Below are 17,727 nucleotides of genomic sequence, written 5' to 3' on the forward strand. Positions count from 1 at the left end.
TTTCAAAGTAAATGGTTAAAAAAATAGTTTTATTGAGTTACTGTGTTCATTGATTTTATTTGAGCCTGGTATTCATTAGGTAAAACCATAGCTTTTAAAAAGCTGTCAAAGTAGATAGTCCTACTTAATTTATAAATTGAAATGAGAGGCTTTATTAAAGTGGTTTGACGTTTATTCAAAAGTTGATTTATAGATTTTGGTGTAAGCATAATCTGGGTTTCTATAAGTAAATTATAGCGCACAATACCTAAATGTTTTCGATATTGTTTGTAAAGATCTTTTGTGAAATCTCCGTTGTAATAATTAGTGTTTAGGTGCTTATTTCTAACCTTTTTAAATTGCTCATAGGTTTGCGGTAGATCTTTTATGTTCATGCGTTTACCAACTTCAAGAAAGACTTCAAAAACTTCGTTACACTCCTTTATTTTAAGCGGACGTTCTAAAATTTCATAAGCTCTAATGGAGTAATCTATGAGCATGAATAACACATCTTGATAAGCCCAATTAGGAATATCCTCTCCACGTTTTTCCTCTACAGCACCATGAATCTGGTTTATGCGATCAATTGCTTGATGTGCTTTTTCTTTTTCAGAAAATACAATATCTCTCGCATAAGCAACAGTAGAGAATAAGCGTCCTAAAGGATCATTTGGGATTTTTCCTGTAAAATACAACCAATCTACAGCCACGCTAAGCGCAAACTCTGCAGATGCTCCAGCAAATACCAAAAGAATGGTGTCGCTCTTTCCCCAGATCTCTCTTACAATAGAATTTTTTTCTACAAAATAGTCCATGATATTATTAAGTTTTACTTTGAATTTCAAAGTAGATTTCTAAATTTTTTTAATATTCGTTTTTATTGTTTGTTGATTAATTTTTCTAGAGCTTCAATATGTTTTTTAAATTCTAATCGTCCTAGATTAGTGGTAGAGTAACGTGTGTTTGGCTTTCTGCCTATAAACTGTTTTTCTACTTTTATGTATTCTGCATTTTCCAAAGCTTTTGTATGACTTGCTAAATTTCCATCTGTGGCACCCAAGAGTTCTTTCAGCATATTAAAATCTGCATATTCATTGACCATTAAAATGGACATGATGCCCAGTCTAATACGGTGGTCAAATGCTTTGTTGATGTTATTAATTATGCTCAAATTTCAGTTAATTTAAAAACCATTAGAGAAAAAGTTAGCTTGTAATTCTGCCCAGATCGCAATAATTAAAAAAATAGCGAAAATGACAAATAGAAATCTATGGAACCCTTTCTTGAAAAAAACAATTGATATTTCAATCGATACGATAATACCAATCAAAACTAAGGCTATTTTGAGAAAATCATTTAAATTCCAAATCAAATGATTTGATACTTGAATGCTTATAAAAAAAATAGTCAATAAGGCTACAACCCAAAATGAATACGTTTTTAATCTTTTCTTCGGAAACATAATTTTATTTTGAGTCATACTTAAAATGCATAATTGTTCCGTAGATAATATGACAAAAACCAAATCCTAAAGCCCAAAATAACAATCCGTAGCCTAAAAAATAAGTGGATAAAAGCCCAATTATAATCATAGTGATTCCTAAGTAGCGTATATATCCCAAAGTGTATTTACTGGCGTTGACACAAGCTAAACCATAAAAAATAAGCGTTAAGGGAGCTACAAAGGCGTATACATTTTTTTCAATTAAAAGCATTATAAAAAAACCACCAGTCACTAACGGAATCAAAAAATTGATGATTAGTCGCTTTGATGTTGCATCCCAAACATTTTCATTCTGTTTTTTGGCTTTGGCATAACTCATTACTACACCGGTTATAATCGCTAATCCAACGACAGTCATGGCAACTATAAATATATTGACTAGACTATCTTCAGTTAAGATTATGGTTCTGTAACCATCTGCTGTGAATAGATTATTTTCATAAATAATCGTATAACCAAAATAGGCGCCAATAAGTGCATAGATTCCTGCAAGGATTCCTGAGATTCCACTAATAGATAAAAAACGTGATGATCTATTCATCATGTTTTTAATTTCACTTATGTCATTTAGATAATTATTTGATTTCATCTTAAAGTACTTTGAATTACAAAGTAAATAAAAATAATTGAATATTTTGAATTAAATTTTAGTTAATTTTGATTAATAATCATGAATTCTAAAACTGTATAAAAGTGGTTGTGAATTGCTAAAACAGTTTTACGATTTGATTTTACAGGGATTTTAGTAACGAATTTCCCGTCTTTCTCTTTAAAAAATAATCTTTTTGAAGAATTACTACCTAAGAATGAATAATAATAATTATCATCTATTTTATTAATTGAATCAAATTTAATTTCTATAAAATCATTATTTTCTAATTTTATTAGACCAAGCTGATCTTGACTTAATTTTAATCCTGATTTATGATATGCTTCATAAAAAAGTGGTTTAAAAAAATAATTAGCTTTAGAAATAGGTTTTTCTAATAGTTGCCATTTTTCATCTTTTGGCAAGTGTGTCAAAATCAATTTTTCGGGCTTAATCAAAAAAAAGATATCTGTAAAATCATATTCTCTATCGGACCTTTCTTCTTTTCCAGCTGACCATGTCGCATCAATTAATTTCCAAGTATCATTGATTTTAACTGCATTCCACGCATGGTTAGTTCTATTTGTTATTCTTCCTATTTCATATGCTTTTGATTTAGCGAATCCAGTAATAACTTCTGTTTCAATATCTAATTCAATAAGTGTGAATTTTAATAGCTGAGAATAGCCTTCACAAACAGCCAATTTTCTTTTTAGCGCACGCTCAGCATACTTTTTCTGCATATTTAAAAAACGAATTTCATAATCATCTTTACTTTTTGATTTAATCTTTTTATATCCGTTAGTATTGTTTTTCAAAGATTTATAATCATATGTGATATTGTTGGAAATCCAAAAATATACTGCTCTAATTTTATCCAAATCTGTATTAAAATCCTCGTCAACCCTATTGGAAAATTGTTTAATTGATTTAAATTTGGAAGGATATTTTGAGACAGTTTTATCAACCAAAGCGAAATTCTGAGTATATGCTATTTCAAGAGATAAGAATAAGCAAAGAATAAATGTAAATATTTTCATTACGCTAAATTAATCAAAAATTTTTCACATTTGAAACCAACAGAAGCATACATATTAAATCAAGCAGAACCTTACAAATCCATTTTATTGCATTTGCAAATTTTGATTGAGCATACATTCTCAAATGCTCATTTAGAGTACAAATGGAAATTACCTTGCTATTATATTGGGAAACGTCCTATTTGCTATCTCAACCAGAGTAAAGATTATGTTGATGTCGGTTTTTGGCATTCGGCACATCTTAAAAAATACAGCGAGTTTCTGGTTTCTGAAAATAGAAAGAAAGTTCGCTCTATGCGTTATAAGAACTTAGATGATATTGATGACCAATTGTTTGTAAATATCCTCAAAGAAGTAGAGAAATATAAGAATAAGTCTTTTTTGAAATAAGATTTAGTCTTTAGTTTTTAGAAAAAAGTCAAGGGTTATTTCAACTCAAATACATGCAACTTAGCCATGAGGTTATTTACAATTCCTTAGAAAAAATGGATGACTTAAACTCCATTCCCTTATAGGATGTCTTGTGTTTTCTGATTTGCTCAAAGTAATGGGAATCAAAAAAATCGACCGAAGAAATACTGGAATCAGCATTTATAATTTCGTAGCCTTCTGCCATTATTTGAGATTCTGCAATTCGTAATAATTTAGAGCCTATTGTTCGTCTTTGGAAATCTTTGTGAACATAAAGTCCATCTAAATGACAGCCTTTTTTAATATGTGCAAATCCAACAATCATATCTTTATACTCTGCGACTATAAAATAAAGATTGTTGATACGTTCTTCCCAAACCTCAATATCATCTGCTCCCGAAGACCAAATTCTTATTTGCTTTTCAGAATAGTGCTTTGCGTTGACCGCTCTAATTGTGTTTCTAAAAATGGACGTGATTTCTGGTATATCGTCTAATGTTGCTTCTCTTATTTCGATGTCTTTAATCATGTTTGAAATTGAATTTGAATTTAAAGTCGAAAACTAAATTGAAGTCGAAACTAAAAATATAATATTTATATACTTAAAACTGTATTTGAAATCTAAAGCTTACTTAAAACTATTAACGGTCTTTCTAATCGCAACTAGATTAGTTAATAATTTTTCAAGATTATCTAAGTGTAGCATATTGGCACCATCACTTTTGGCATTTGCAGGATCAAAATGTGTTTCGATAAAAAGTCCGTCAACATGATTTACAACGCCAGCTCTTGCAATGGTTTCAATCATATCTGGTCGTCCGCCTGTAACACCCACACTTTGGTTGGGTTGCTGTAAGGAGTGGGTGACATCTAAAACAGTTGGTGCGTAATCACGCATGGTTGGAATGCCTCTAAAATCTACAATCATATCTTGGTAGCCAAACATCGTCCCACGATCTGTAATCCAAACTTTATCACTGCCAGTATCCTTAACTTTTTGGACCGCATGTTTCATCGCTTCTGGGCTCATAAATTGCCCTTTTTTGAGATTTACGATCTTTCCAGTTTCAGCAGCAGATACAACCAAATCTGTTTGTCTAACCAAAAATGCAGGGATTTGAAGTACATCAACATATTCTGCAGCTTTATTTGCGTCTGATACTTCATGTATATCGGTCACAGTTGGGATGTCAAAAGTTTGCGAGACCTTTTGTAGAATTTTTAAAGCCTTCTCATCACCAATACCTGTAAAACTATCAATTCTACTTCGGTTGGCTTTTTTAAAGCTCCCTTTGAAAACATAGGGAATTTGCAACTTATCTGTAATAGACAATACTTTTTCTGCAATTCTCAAAGCCATATCCTCACCCTCAATAGCGCATGGGCCACAAAGTAGAAAGAAATTGTTGGAATTGGTGTGTTTCAGTTTAGGGACGTCTCGTAATTGCATTTGCTTTTGGTTTCAAATTTCAGCAGCAAAGATACATATTAAAAGCTTTTATTAAGACTATTTTTAATCATCCATAACGCCATAATTAGATTAGCAACTACAAAAAAGCCTCCATAAACCATAAATTGTTTGGTTTGGTTTGATAGGTTGACGATGTTGAGTACATCAGATAGATAAGCGACTATAATATAAGAGGATAGACAAACAAAAGTAATACCTAACGTAAAGTTCAACTTTCGATTAGGCTTGACTATTTGCCAAATAAATGGGATTCCAAATAATAATATTGGATATGCAGTGATACCGTTGCTTTGGTTTACTTCTGTAAACCAGTATACAATTACCGCCAAGAAATAGAGGTAAGGTACAAATTTTGAGTACTTATTGATAGTTTCCATTAGTTTGCTATTAACCGTTATGAAATTCTAAAACGAAAGATACAATCCCAAATTATATTAATTACAGTGTATAACATTTAATTAACGATTGCTTCGGAAAATTTAACACTTCAAGATTTCAACTTGAAAAATATTAATTATCAATACGTTAACCTGAAAATGGGAGGTTTGGCAACTTTCAGAAGAAGATAAAAAAAACGTGAATTTAATTTATAAATAAGTTTAAGTTTTTATACGGAAAATAACGTACCTTTGCACGCTTAAAACAAGGCGTCTATTATGGCTAATATTAAAAACATTGCAATTATTGCACACGTCGATCACGGTAAGACTACTCTGGTTGATAAAATCATGTATCACTGTCAGTTATTTCGTGAGAACGAGAATACAGGGGATTTAATACTTGATAATAATGATTTAGAACGTGAAAGAGGAATTACGATTACATCAAAAAACGTATCTGTAATTTACAAAGACACAAAAATCAATATCATTGACACACCTGGTCACGCCGATTTTGGTGGTGAAGTAGAGCGCGTTTTAAACATGGCAGATGGTGTTTTGTTATTAGTGGATGCTTTTGAAGGCCCAATGCCACAAACTCGTTTTGTATTGCAAAAAGCGATTGATTTAGGATTAAAACCTTGTGTGGTAATCAATAAAGTGGATAAGGAAAACTGTACACCAGAAGAAGTCCATGAAAAAGTATTTGACTTAATGTTTGAGCTTGGAGCAGAGGAGTGGCAGTTGGATTTTCCAACAGTTTATGGTTCTGCAAAGAACAACTGGATGAGTGATGACTGGAAAAATGAAACTGAAAACATTGAGCCACTTTTAGATATGGTGATTGAGCATATACCTGCACCAAAAATCGAGGAAGGAACAACTCAAATGTTAATCACATCCTTAGATTTCTCTTCGTTTACAGGTCGTATTGCGATTGGTCGTTTAACGCGTGGAGAGTTAAAGGTTGGTCAAAATATATCATTGGTAAAACGTGATAAGAAAGTTGTAAAATCTAAAATTAAGGAACTTCATATTTTTGAGGGCTTAGGTCGTTTAAAGGTAGAAGAAGTTCAAACAGGAGATATTTGTGCCATTGTTGGATTAGAAGGTTTTGAAATTGGTGATACTGTTGCCGATTGGGAAAATCCAGAAGGTCTTAAGACCATCGCTATTGATGAGCCAACGATGAGTATGTTATTTACGATCAATGATTCTCCTTTCTTCGGAAAAGATGGAAAATTCGTAACCTCTCGTCATATTAAAGACAGGTTGACCAAAGAATTAGAGAAGAATTTAGCATTAAGAGTTGAAGAGACTGATAGTGCAGATAAATTTATGGTTTTTGGTCGTGGTGTATTGCACTTATCGGTTTTGATAGAAACGATGCGTCGTGAAGGTTATGAAATGCAAATTGGTCAGCCACAAGTAATCATTAAAGAAATTGATGGTGTAAAATGTGAGCCAATTGAAGAAATGACGATTGATTTACCAGAGCATGTATCTGGTAAAGCTATAGAAATGGTGACCATGCGTAAAGGTGAAATGTTGAGTATGGAAGCAAAAGGTGAACGTATGGTTTGTCAATTCATGGTGCCATCACGTGGTATCATTGGCTTACGTAACCAATTATTGACTGCAACTGCAGGTGAGGCGATTATGGCGCACCGTTTTAAAGAATACCAACCATTAAAAGGTGGAATTCCAGAACGTCAAAATGGGTCTTTGGTTTCTATGGAAAAAGGTCAGGCAATCCCTTACTCTATTGATAAACTACAGGATAGAGGTAAGTTCTTTGTTGATCCAGGAGAAGATATTTATGAAGGTCAGGTTATTGGAGAGAATTCTCGTGGTGATGATATGGCTGTTAACGTCACAAAAACTAAAAAGTTAAGTAACGTACGTAGTTCTGGAGCAGATGATAAGGCTAAGATTGTACCAGCAATTAAATTTTCTTTGGAAGAAGCGCTTGAATACATCCAAAAAGATGAATACGTTGAGGTGACACCAAACCACTTAAGATTACGTAAAATATACCTTACTGAAGTTGAGCGTAAGCGTAACAAGAGTATGTAGAATATTTTAAATTTATTATAATACAGGAATCCATATTTGGGTTCCTTTTTTGTTTTTAGTTTTCTATATTTACAAAAATTATCAAATGATACATTTCCTCTATTTTGATCCAGGTTTAGGTGCAATGATTATTCAAGCCATTGTTGCTGCAGTAGCTGGTGTAATTTTGTTTTCTAAAAACTTAATGTTTAAGATAAAGACGTTTTTAGGGATTGCTAAACAGGAGGATGATGTATTTGATGATATTGATGTTAAGGATTCTGATCTAGAAAGCAAATCAAAAAGTGACATCACAAAATAGACATTCCTCATCCTTTAGAGATCCTTCAGGTTTTGTATTTGTTAATAATGACATTATAAAAAGGTCTATCTCTCCACTATACTTTGAACAATATAATTTACTTAAATCAACAGGGTTTTTTAAGAAACTCCAAAATGCTGGATTGTTAATTCCTCATGAGGAGCTACTTGCTTCCGAAGAGGAAATTATTATACAGCCCGAGCAAATTTCATTTATCAATTATCCTTATGAATGGAGTTTTAACCAATATAAGGAAGCAGCTTTACTGACATTGAAAATTCAAAAGTTTGCGCTTGAGAACGGTTTTTCTTTAAAAGACGCATCTGCATTTAATGTTACATTTCAGAAAGGGAAAATGATATTTATTGATACTTTATCATTTGATTTTTATACTGAAAACTCGCCCTGGAGAGCCTATAAACAGTTTATTTCTCATTTTTTTGGACCATTACTGTTGGCAAAATACAACGGGTTAGAATCTTTAAAATTAATGAACAGTTTCATTGATGGTGTGCCAATTAAAATGGTGTCATCTATGTTGCCATTTAAAACTAGAATACACCCTTTTTTGTATTCTAACATACACTTACTTGCTAAATTTGAGGACAAACATAATGAAGATTATAAGGGAGAATCAAGATCTAGTAATTTATCTAAAAAGGCACAATTAAATATCATAAAGGGACTTTATGATTTTATAAAAAAGATGTCATTAGAAAGGTCTAGTGAATGGGGTGATTATTATGACAAAACCAATTACGCCAATGATGCTTTTGACCAAAAGGCAACGATTATAGATAACTGGATCAATCAATTAAAAGCTAAAACGGTTATTGATATTGGAGGTAACGATGGTACTTTTGTCAGGAAAATAAATCAAGAATTAAAAGAGGCATTGGTTTGTGATATAGATTATAATGCTGTTGATGCCAACCATAAATACGTCAAGACAAACAAGGAGACTTTTATGTTGCCTTTTGTTTTTGATATCTTAAATCCTTCAGCAAACATAGGGTTTAATAACACAGAGAGAGATTCGTTTCTAAAACGAATTAAAAACTATGCTCCAGATGCCACAATGGCATTGGCAGTTATTCACCATATGACGCTAAGCGGTAATATTCCTTTTGAGATGTCTGCGGAATTTTTTTCATCCTTCTCTAAATATTTGATTATAGAATTTCCGAAGAGAAATGACTCATGGGTAAAAAGATTATTAAAAACCAAAGGGGAGTTCAAAGCTCATTTTGATTTTTATAATATTGGAAATTTTGAAGCTAACTACTCAAAATATTTTGAATTTATAGAGAAGTTGGCGATTGATAATTCTGATCGTGTGATGTATTTTTATAAAAATAAAAAAAATTGATATCTAAAATTAGAACATTTGTAGAGTCAAATACAGACTACAAATACTTAACAATATTTGCTGCTGGGTTATATCCTTTTTTGCATTATTTTAATAGTAATCTTCATATTTCTAATTCTTGGCAGCAATTGGTTTTTATGCTTGGATTATGTTTTGTAATCCCTATTATTTTATTAAAACTTAGTAAGTTCATTTTTAAGTTAAAGTTTTTAGAAAGATTTGAATCCCAAAGATTGGCGATTTTAAATATTACTATTTTCTTAGTCCTTATTGGGTTCTTGGTTTTCAATTATAAAAAAAAAGTAACTGTTTTAGTTATTGTGTTATCTTTTATATTAGGATTGATTCTCTATAAGCATATAAAAAAAATAGTTGTTTCCCAATTAATAATATCATTAGTAAGTGCATTTACTTTGGTTCCTGTGATGATATTTGCCTTTCAGCAAAATAATAAAGATTGGGCTATTTTAGAAGATGATATTTTGAAAATTAAATTACAAAAGACACCCAATATATTTGTCATTCAGCCAGATGGATATGTTAATCGATCTGAAATAAATAGTAAACCTTATGAATTGGATAATGAATACTTCTATAATTATCTAGAAAAAAAAGGGTTTATGGATTTTGAGAATTTCCGAAGTAATTATTATTCTACAATGACGTCAAATGCTTCTATGTTTGCAATGAAGCATCATTATTATTCCAATACTTTTAGTAAAACAGGGAAAACCTTTAATGCTAATGAAGCTATTGTGGGTAAGTATAACAACGTCTTAAATATATTAAAGAATAATGGCTATTCCTCTCATTTGATGACAGATAATTCTTTTTTTTTAATTGATAGAAAGATTTCTAATTTTGATTTTATTAATGTAAAACCATATCAATTGCCATTTGTTCATACTGGAAAAGTTAATGTAAATATTGAAATTGATTTAGGTAATGTATTGGATACAATTTCATCTTCACGAAATTTCTTCTTTATTGAAAAAACCATTCCATCACACATTAGACATAGCAAAGCAAGTTCGTTAGGGGCATTAAAAGAAAGAGAACGTTACGCTAACCGTTTGCAAGAGGCAAATGATTGGCTTACTGGTTTGATAGAGACAATTGAGGATTATGATAGTGAAGCTTTAGTAATAATTGTTGCAGACCATGGTGGATATGTTGGTTTTGATTACACTATGGAAGCTATAGAAAGGGAAATGAGCCCAATAGAAACTTTATCTTGTTTTAGTAGTATTCTAAGTATTAAGTGGCCTAGGGACATAAAAACAAATAATTTAGAATTTCGATCTAATGTAAATTTATTTAGATCTATATTTTATAATTTAAGTGAAGAGGGAATTTTATTAAAAAATAAAGAAAAAAATGAAAGTTATATACCTTTAAGGGAAGACGGTAAATTTAATTACTATAAGTGTATTGATGACAATAGAAATATAACACATGAAAAAATGGATAAATAGTTTTCAAACTGTTTAAAATTTAAGATAGTGATTGGAATATAAATCCATCTTTATATTATACTATCTTTAATGTATTTAATTTAAAAACTTTAAAGCTACTTCTAAAATCAAAGTAAAAAAATATATACCTGAAAATAAAATATATTGGGATGCTTTCGTAAAGCAATCTAAGAACTCTACGTTTTTGTTTTTGAGAGACTTTATGGACTATCACCAAGACCGCTTTGAAGATTTTTCATTGATGGTTTATAAAGGTGAAAAATTAGTAGCTTTATTGCCAGCTAATAGATTAGGGAATACTGTTTTCTCTCATAAAGGATTAAGTTACGGAGGTTTAATATTAGATTCTAATTTGAAATTTAAAAATGTATTAAAAGTTTTAAAATCTATATTAAATTTTCTTTATTTAAACTCTGTTAAGACTGTAGAGTTTAAAATATTACCTACGATCTATAATGTTCAACCTAGTGATGAGCTATCATATTTAATGTTTCTTACAAACGCTAATTTGATTAGAAGAGATGCACTATCGGTTTTAAATTTAAAAAGCCAGCCGAAACGATCAAAAGATAGAATAAATGGTTATAAACGAGGTGTCAAAAATAATTTAATTGTTAAAGAAGTTAAGAGTTTTGATGAGTTTTGGAATGATATTCTAATTAAAAATTTGCAAAAAAAACATCAAACCCATCCTGTACATTCTTTGGAGGAGATTATAAAATTAAAAAAAATGTTTCCTAATAATATTAGACAGTTTAATGTTTATTATCAAAATAAAATCGTGGCTGGAACGACAATTTTTGAAACTCCTCATGTTGCGCATTCCCAATACATCTCTGGTAATACAGAAAAAAATAGTTTGGGGAGTTTGGATTTTTTACATATTCATCTAATCGATACAATATTTAAGGATAAAAATTATTTTGACTTCGGAATTTCTAACGAAAACAATGGCAAACAGGTTAATAGTGGTCTTCAATATTGGAAAGAAGGTTTTGGCGCACGAACAATAACCCAAGATTTTTACAGTTTAAAAACCGAAAACTATAAACTTCTAGACGATGTTATGATATGATTGAATTTCTAAATTTAAATAAGCTAAACGCAAGATTTGAAGATGAATTTTCTTCTCAGTTTAAATCATTTTTAAAAAAAGGTTATTACATAAAAGGAACACAGGTAGAGCAATTTGAAAAGTCTTTTGCAGATTACTGTGGCACCAAACATTGTATTGGAGTTGCTAATGGTCTGGACGCATTGACGTTGATTTTCAAAGCTTATATTGAACTAGGTAAATTGAATGTTGGAGACGAAGTATTAGTACCTGCAAATACGTATATAGCCTCCATTTTATCAGTCATAAATGCTGGGTTGATACCAATTTTTATTGAACCAGACGAGAACACTTTTAATATATCTCCTTCGGAAATTTTAAAACACATCAAACCTTCCGTTAAAGCCATATTGGTCGTTCATTTATATGGACAACTAGCTAATATGACCGAAATCAATGCCATTGCAAAACAAAATGCACTTTTGGTAATTGAGGATGCAGCCCAAGCTCATGGAGCATTTTCAATTTCCGAAGGAAAAAAGGCTGGTAATTTGAGCGATGCTGCTGGGTTTAGTTTTTATCCTACTAAAAATTTGGGCGCGCTTGGTGATGCTGGAGCAGTTACCACAAATGATGATGAGCTGGCACATTGCATAAAATTATTGCACAATTATGGCAGTTCTAAAAAATATGTCAACGAGAAACTGGGTTTCAATAGTAGGTTGGATGAACTACAGGCTACTTTTTTGAATATAAAGCTAAAATTTTTAGATGAGCAGAACGATAGGAGGCGAGCTATTGCAAATCTATACCTTGAGTCTATAAAAAACCCTAAGATTAAGTTACCTTATTATGATGGGACAGATAATCATGTATTTCATGTGTTTGTAGTTAGGGTAGAAAATAGATCGCATTTTATGGATTATTTAGAGAACAGTAAAATTGGCTATTTGATCCATTATCCTATTGCGCCACATCAACAAAAGGCACTGATAAAATATAAATCTTTATATTTACCCGTTACCGAAGTTATTCATGACAGCGTGATAAGCATACCGTTAAGTCCTGTTATGACAAATGCAGAGGTGCAAACAGTTATTAATGCCCTAAACCTATATTAATTGAAAAACTTGATTAAATACATTAACACAAATGTATTGTATAAAGTTGCGCATCTTAACTCTGCGACCATTTTAACCAGAATTATCGCAGGTGTTCTAACATCTAAGGCTATCGCTATATTTATTGGTGTTGAAGGAATGGCTCTTATTGGCAACCTTCGGAATTTTTTAAGCGCGATACAATCTTTTTCTATTCTTGGGTTTTATAATGGTGCTGTAAAAGCAATTGCTAAATTTAAGGACGATAGTATCAACTTGAGCAAAACGTTATCTACTGCATATTATTTTTGTTTTTTTTCTACAGTTTTAGTTGCATTTGTATGTTATTACAATGCACAATCCATCAATGATTTTCTCTTCTCTTCATACTATGATTTTGCATATGTCATTAAAATAATGGCATTGGCATTGCCATTTTATTCTTTGAATATGATGAGTTTTGCTATTATGAATGGATTTGGAAATTTTAAAATGCTTCTTATAATCAATATTATAGGTCAAATTTTAGGCTTGTTGGTGACGTTGGTTTTGATTTACAAGCATCATATTGATGGTGCTTTAATTTCGGCAGTTTTGGCACCTTCTTTAATTTTTTTAATTACGTTGGTTGGGATTATTAACCGAAGAAATTTAATGACATATATCAAAATTGATCATATTAGTTCTGATATTTTAAAATCTTTTGGGCCTTATGCTGCTATGGCTTTAGTCACAGCTGTAGCTTTACCTTTGGTTTCTATATATATTCGTAATTATATTAAAGTTGAGGTTGGTATTAATGAGGCTGGTTATTGGGAATCCATGAACAGGATTTCTAGTTATTATTTGATGTTTATTACGTCTATAATCACGTTGTATATTGTGCCAAAATTCAGCAAAATAAATACTAAGAGCGCTTTTAAGAAAGAGATTTTGAGTTTTTATAAATCTGTAATACCAATTTTTGGATTAGGCTTGGTAATAATCTATCTTTTGAAGCATTTTGTGGTGCTGCTTGTGTTTTCCGAAGAATTCATACCTGTTGAAGATCTCTTTTTATGGCAACTTTTGGGTGATTTTGTAAAGGTTTTGTCACTTGTTATATTGTATCAGTTTTTAGCTAAAAAAATGTTTGCTCATTTTATAGTTATTGAAGTGTTTTTAGTGATAATACTTTATGTATCCAGTATTTATCTTATTGATATTTTTGGAGTGAAAGGAGCGGTAATAGGACATTTTTTAAGTTATGTAATGCATTATGGAATTGTGTTGCTTATTTTTGGAACATCGCTTTTTGGAATAATTCCAGAAGATTCTACTAGGACATAAAATGGTCACAGATACATGTCAAAAAATAAAAATGACTATACCAGCATTTTAAAATCTACTTCCCTTTTTGGTGCTGTACAAGTATTTAATATCTTAATTTCAATAATTAGGTCAAAAGTAGTTGCGATTTGGATTGGTCCGACGGGAATGGGAATTTTGGGACTTCTATCCTCTACCTTGAATGTTATCGGTGAGTTTACAAAACTAGGATTAAGTACAACTGCTGTTAGAGAAATCGCACTTACCGAAAGTAAAGGAGACTCCAAAGAAACCAATCTCATCATTGCTACCATTAGAAAGGTTGTTTGGTTTACTGGGCTTTTGGGAGTTATTGTAACACTAATGTTTTCTCCATTGCTAAGTTATTTGGCTTTTGACGGTTACCAATATACGATTGCTTTTATGTGGCTTTCAGTTTCGTTATTGTTCAATCAACTTACAGCAGGACAATTAGCTAAACTCCAAGGTTTTAGAAAGCTTAAGTTACTAGCCAAAGCTAATTTGCTAGGTAATTTTATAGGACTTCTTGTAAGCCTACCACTTTATTATTTTTATAGATTAGATGCGATTGTTCCAGTTATCATTATTTCCTCACTTGGAGCGCTTTTAGTAAGTCGGTTCTATTCAAAGAAGATAAAATTGGTTACCACTCCATTATCCAATAAAGAAGCATTTAAAAAGGCCAAAGACATGTTAAGTTTAGGGTTGATGCTAAGTCTAAGAGGCTCAATAACACTTGTCGCAGCTTATGTATTTCAGTTGTATTTAAGTCATGTTGGAGGTGTTGATATTGTGGGTTTTTATGTGGCTGGATTTATGATTATAAACTCTTACGTTGGGATGATTTTTAATGCTATGCGTACAGACTATTTTCCTAAGCTATCAGGTGTAATCGATAATTTAAAAGAAGTAAATACAATTGTGACTAATCAATCTGTTATTGGTATATTGATCATTGGTCCTTTAGTTGTAGCCTTTTTATCATTTTTACCAATAATTGTCAGATTGCTTTACACAGAATCATTCTTAGTGATTACTCCATTTGTGTCTTGGGCAATTCTTGGTGTCTTATTTAAAACAGTATCATTTTCGATGGGTTATGTGATACTCGCTAAAGGTGATTCCAGGTTATTTTTAAAAACTGCTATTTTTTTTAATACTATAATGCTTGGATTGAATATTTCAGGCTATTATTTTTATGGCTTGGAAGGTTTGGGGATTAGTTTCTTTTTGTACTATATTATACATTTCTTTGGAATTAAAATAATTACAACAAAGAATTATCAAATTAGTTTAGATAAAAATTTAATTAAAATATTTCTCATACTTTTTGGGCTTTCAATTGCGACTTTTTTTGCAACCTATATAAACCAACTTATTATAAGATATTTGACGTTCTTTATCTTAATAATTGTCACAATAGTTTATTCATATCGTGAGTTGGATAAAAGAGTAGAGTTTAAATCAATATTGAAGAAATAATTTAAATTTAAAATGGTTAATTTCTATAACTCATTCTATTTATAAATAATTAAAGCTTCATTTAAGGTTAGATTTCAACATCTTGATGAAAATCTTTCCATTTTCTAAAATCCAGATTAGTTTTTTTTTGAAGTACTAAGAAGTCATCTTTGTAAAGTTCTGCTAACCAATTTCGTTCTTCTGTTGATAATTTTGGGTATTTTTTATTAGATTTAGTTTTGCTAATAATTAAGTTAGGAACATTGTTTTTAATATATATTTTAAATTTTTTAGGGATAATGAATTTTAATGGTTTAAGAAATTTAACTTTACCTCTAATTATTTTCATAGCATTTTTATGAATGTAAGGATATTTTAAAATTATAGTTTCATTTGATTTGAATTCATCAATTGAATCTATTTCATATAAATTCAAAAATCTAAAACATTCGTTTGCTATTTTCAAAGGATCTTCCTTTAAGTCTTCGAATAATATGATTTTAATGTCTTTAGAGTCAAAATTGTCATAAAATCTTTTAATCCATTTTCCGTACAGTCCATATTGAAAATAATGTTTGAACTTACCCTCGGGAAGCATTGATTTGATAGATGGTTCATCGTGTATATCTTTGAGTACAGCGTTTTTAAAGTCAAGTGACTCACTTCCTAATCCCTTAATGTACCAATAGGCTGAATAAATTCGATCTACGGGATTTCTTAAGATAAAGATGAATTTTTTTTGGAAGTTAAGTTGCGTTTTTGCTCTTTCAATAAAATTAGGAAAGAGCATATATGCGGTACTAGCGTCTCCTCTATATTTTATAGTATCTTCAGTATTAAAAAGTTCTTTGTATTTTGAATTTAATAAATTGATTTTCGAATCAAAATCTTCGTGAACCATATAAAAAGGTTCTTTAGTTGATGACATACTAATTTCAGGATGTTGATTTAACAAGTCATATAAAGTACTTGTTCCAGATTTTGCAGCTCCTGGAATAAAAAGGTTTGGAAAATTATTTGTTTTTAGTTTTTCCAAGTCGAGAGATATTTTTTTGTTATGCTCAAATAATCATGTTCTTTCTCAATAAATTCACGAGCATTTTTTGATATTGTTTCAATCTGCTCAGGATTATTAATCAACCATTCTAAATTTTCGACAATATTATTTACACTTGGTTCTGCATTTATAGCTACTGTATTTTTCTCTAATCCATAATAATCTAACCATTCCTGCTCTGCACCTGTAAAAACAACTTTTCCTTTAGCCATAGCTTCCAGGGCATTATACCCTTGATCGTAACCATAAGCTTGATCTAATAAAATATGACAACCGTCATAATATTTTATATATTCATTATATGGTATGCTGTAAGTTGTAATGATTTCTACATTATCTGGATATTTTTGTTCAATAATTTTTAAAGCCCCAGTGAAATAATGGTTTCCTTTTTTTACTACAGCAGATGTATTGATGCCATGAAAAATTTTAATTTTCCCACTATTAGCATTAATAGGTATGAATTTTATTTTGTTTGTGTTTATAGCATTAGGTATTAATCCTAAATATTTCTTATTTCCCAATAGAGGTAAATGATAATCCATATCTGTAGAAATAACACCATCGCAATTTTCATAAATAAAATGGTGTAAATCTGTAAACTCTGGGGTTAAATATTGTAACTGAAATTTATACAACTCAAATAGTGATTTATCTTCTAGAAAAGGACTCATGATGCTATATTTAAATTTACCTTCCATCATAAATGTCATGCATTGATAATCAATACCGCAAGATAATAAGAATAACTTTTTATTGTTTGCAAGCAATTTTTTTATAAATCGTTTTTCATATTTTGCTTGTATGGCCAATGGCGATTCATTTATAAGCTGAACTACATCAAAACCTTTCATTTTATTCATTTTGAAAAGGGCTTTTAAGTAAACTTCTAAGGCGCCAAGATTAATTGATGTTAGTTTATAAAATGCGACTTTAATCTTTTTCAAAAAAGGGCTGTGGAAAGAATGATCTAAGAATATATCAACTGGATATTTTTTAAACCCATCACCATTACCAACGATAACAACTTCGTGACCTAGCTCAATCAATCCTTCCTTAAGAGAATTATGAAGTCTGCTATATTCTCCAACCAACAATATTCGCATAAAAATATTACTTTTAAGCAAAAAT

General features: G+C 30.6%; 18 protein-coding genes. 9 read left to right on the forward strand and 9 right to left on the reverse strand.

Annotated features, from left to right (window positions below; genetic code table 11):
* Positions 1–29 precede the first annotated feature (29 nt).
* The 4 genes from GQ40_RS01585 to GQ40_RS01605 all read right to left on the reverse strand — a co-directional run bounded on the left by GQ40_RS01585 (position 30) and on the right by GQ40_RS01605 (position 3,112).
* Positions 30–794 (reverse strand): oxygenase MpaB family protein, encoded by a 765-nt coding sequence (locus GQ40_RS01585; RefSeq protein WP_047545143.1) that lies wholly within the window; start codon positions 792–794, stop codon positions 30–32.
* Positions 795–856: 62 nt separating this feature from the next.
* Positions 857–1,150 (reverse strand): winged helix-turn-helix domain-containing protein, encoded by a 294-nt coding sequence (locus GQ40_RS01590; RefSeq protein WP_047545144.1) that lies wholly within the window; start codon positions 1,148–1,150, stop codon positions 857–859.
* Between the two features lie 295 nt (positions 1,151–1,445).
* The gene (locus GQ40_RS01600) at positions 1,446–2,072 is read right to left on the reverse strand and encodes a hypothetical protein (protein WP_047545147.1); all 627 of its coding nucleotides are present in this window, start codon (positions 2,070–2,072) and stop codon (positions 1,446–1,448) included.
* Between the two features lie 62 nt (positions 2,073–2,134).
* Positions 2,135–3,112: a transglutaminase domain-containing protein gene (locus GQ40_RS01605; protein WP_047545148.1), complete on the reverse strand. Its 978-nt coding sequence runs from the start codon at positions 3,110–3,112 to the stop codon at positions 2,135–2,137.
* Between the two features lie 30 nt (positions 3,113–3,142).
* Here GQ40_RS01605 and GQ40_RS01610 point away from each other — a divergent pair, with 30 nt between their 5' ends.
* Positions 3,143–3,502: a DUF1801 domain-containing protein gene (locus GQ40_RS01610; protein WP_047545149.1), complete on the forward strand. Its 360-nt coding sequence runs from the start codon at positions 3,143–3,145 to the stop codon at positions 3,500–3,502.
* Positions 3,503–3,578: 76 nt separating this feature from the next.
* Here the strand turns inward: GQ40_RS01610 and GQ40_RS01615 are convergent, their stop codons facing one another.
* The 3 genes from GQ40_RS01615 to GQ40_RS01625 all read right to left on the reverse strand — a co-directional run bounded on the left by GQ40_RS01615 (position 3,579) and on the right by GQ40_RS01625 (position 5,371).
* Positions 3,579–4,052 (reverse strand): GNAT family N-acetyltransferase, encoded by a 474-nt coding sequence (locus GQ40_RS01615; protein WP_052184109.1) that lies wholly within the window; start codon positions 4,050–4,052, stop codon positions 3,579–3,581.
* A gap of 99 nt (positions 4,053–4,151) precedes the next feature.
* Positions 4,152–4,973: a 3-deoxy-8-phosphooctulonate synthase gene (gene kdsA, locus GQ40_RS01620; protein ID WP_047545150.1), complete on the reverse strand. Its 822-nt coding sequence runs from the start codon at positions 4,971–4,973 to the stop codon at positions 4,152–4,154.
* 38 nt (positions 4,974–5,011) lie between these two features.
* Positions 5,012–5,371, reverse strand: coding sequence for a hypothetical protein (locus GQ40_RS01625; protein WP_047545152.1), 360 nt, complete (start codon positions 5,369–5,371; stop codon positions 5,012–5,014).
* Positions 5,372–5,650: 279 nt separating this feature from the next.
* Here GQ40_RS01625 and typA point away from each other — a divergent pair, with 279 nt between their 5' ends.
* From typA to GQ40_RS01665, 8 genes are all read left to right on the forward strand, one after another.
* Positions 5,651–7,450, forward strand: coding sequence for a translational GTPase TypA (gene typA, locus GQ40_RS01630; RefSeq protein ID WP_047545153.1), 1,800 nt, complete (start codon positions 5,651–5,653; stop codon positions 7,448–7,450).
* A gap of 85 nt (positions 7,451–7,535) precedes the next feature.
* Positions 7,536–7,751 carry a hypothetical protein gene (locus GQ40_RS01635; RefSeq protein WP_231565529.1) on the forward strand — a complete coding sequence of 72 codons (216 nt, stop codon included), beginning with the start codon at positions 7,536–7,538 and terminating at the stop codon, positions 7,749–7,751.
* Positions 7,735–9,120, forward strand: a complete 1,386-nt coding sequence (locus GQ40_RS01640; protein WP_047545154.1) for a hypothetical protein — start codon at positions 7,735–7,737, stop codon at positions 9,118–9,120. Before GQ40_RS01635 ends, GQ40_RS01640 begins: the two co-directional genes overlap by 17 nt.
* Positions 9,117–10,595, forward strand: coding sequence for a sulfatase-like hydrolase/transferase (locus GQ40_RS01645; protein WP_047545155.1), 1,479 nt, complete (start codon positions 9,117–9,119; stop codon positions 10,593–10,595). Before GQ40_RS01640 ends, GQ40_RS01645 begins: the two co-directional genes overlap by 4 nt.
* Positions 10,596–10,797: 202 nt before the next feature.
* Complete coding sequence (locus tag GQ40_RS01650; protein ID WP_231565530.1) at positions 10,798–11,670, forward strand: GNAT family N-acetyltransferase; 873 nt, start codon at positions 10,798–10,800, stop codon at positions 11,668–11,670.
* Positions 11,667–12,770, forward strand: coding sequence for a DegT/DnrJ/EryC1/StrS family aminotransferase (locus GQ40_RS01655; RefSeq protein ID WP_047545159.1), 1,104 nt, complete (start codon positions 11,667–11,669; stop codon positions 12,768–12,770). The genes GQ40_RS01650 and GQ40_RS01655 overlap by 4 nt, the downstream gene beginning before the upstream one ends.
* Positions 12,771–12,779: 9 nt before the next feature.
* On the forward strand, positions 12,780–14,078 hold the full coding sequence (locus GQ40_RS01660; RefSeq protein ID WP_231565531.1) for an O-antigen translocase: 1,299 nt from the start codon (positions 12,780–12,782) through the stop codon (positions 14,076–14,078).
* Positions 14,079–14,093: 15 nt separating this feature from the next.
* On the forward strand, positions 14,094–15,560 hold the full coding sequence (locus GQ40_RS01665; protein WP_047545163.1) for an oligosaccharide flippase family protein: 1,467 nt from the start codon (positions 14,094–14,096) through the stop codon (positions 15,558–15,560).
* A 67-nt stretch (positions 15,561–15,627) separates the two neighbouring features.
* Here GQ40_RS01665 and GQ40_RS01670 read toward each other — a convergent pair whose 3' ends face one another.
* Together GQ40_RS01670 and GQ40_RS01675 are read right to left on the reverse strand one after the other, a co-directional pair.
* A complete protein-coding gene (locus GQ40_RS01670; protein WP_047545165.1) occupies positions 15,628–16,575 on the reverse strand; it encodes a sulfotransferase domain-containing protein in 948 nt (315 codons plus the stop codon).
* A complete protein-coding gene (locus GQ40_RS01675; RefSeq protein WP_047545167.1) occupies positions 16,563–17,702 on the reverse strand; it encodes a glycosyltransferase in 1,140 nt (379 codons plus the stop codon). Before GQ40_RS01675 ends, GQ40_RS01670 begins: the two co-directional genes overlap by 13 nt.
* Between the last annotated feature and the right edge of the window lie 25 nt (positions 17,703–17,727).

The organism is Psychroserpens sp. Hel_I_66 (assembly GCF_000799465.1).
Classification (GTDB): domain Bacteria; phylum Bacteroidota; class Bacteroidia; order Flavobacteriales; family Flavobacteriaceae; genus Psychroserpens.